The 232-nt window shown below is 73.7% G+C and carries 1 protein-coding gene; it reads right to left on the bottom strand.

Translation table 11 applies throughout. From position 1 onward, the window contains the following. Nucleotides 1-232, bottom strand: a 232-nt coding sequence (locus JK356_RS22110) for a hypothetical protein (protein ID WP_236671730.1), incomplete at both ends; no start/stop codon positions are given.

The following is a 232-nucleotide window of genomic DNA, read 5'->3' as shown; positions in this document are numbered from 1 at the left end:
CCACCCGCCGCGATCTCCCCCGGATCAAGGCCCCCCACATCCAGCCGCACCGGATACACGCTGGTAAACCAGCCCACCGTCCGCGACAGATCCATCCCCCCCGCCAGCGGCTCACGCCCATGCCCCTCCACCGCCACCAGCAGCCCCCCACCACCACCGCCACGCCACGACGCCACCCCCGCCACCAGCCCCGCCAGCAGCACCTCATCCACCCCGCAGTGGAACGCCGCCG

This window comes from Streptomyces sp. 7-21 (genome assembly GCF_016741785.1).
Classification (GTDB): domain Bacteria; phylum Actinomycetota; class Actinomycetes; order Streptomycetales; family Streptomycetaceae; genus Streptomyces.
The sequence above is the reverse complement of the archived record's forward strand: the minus strand, read 5'-3'. Positions and strand labels throughout refer to the sequence as shown.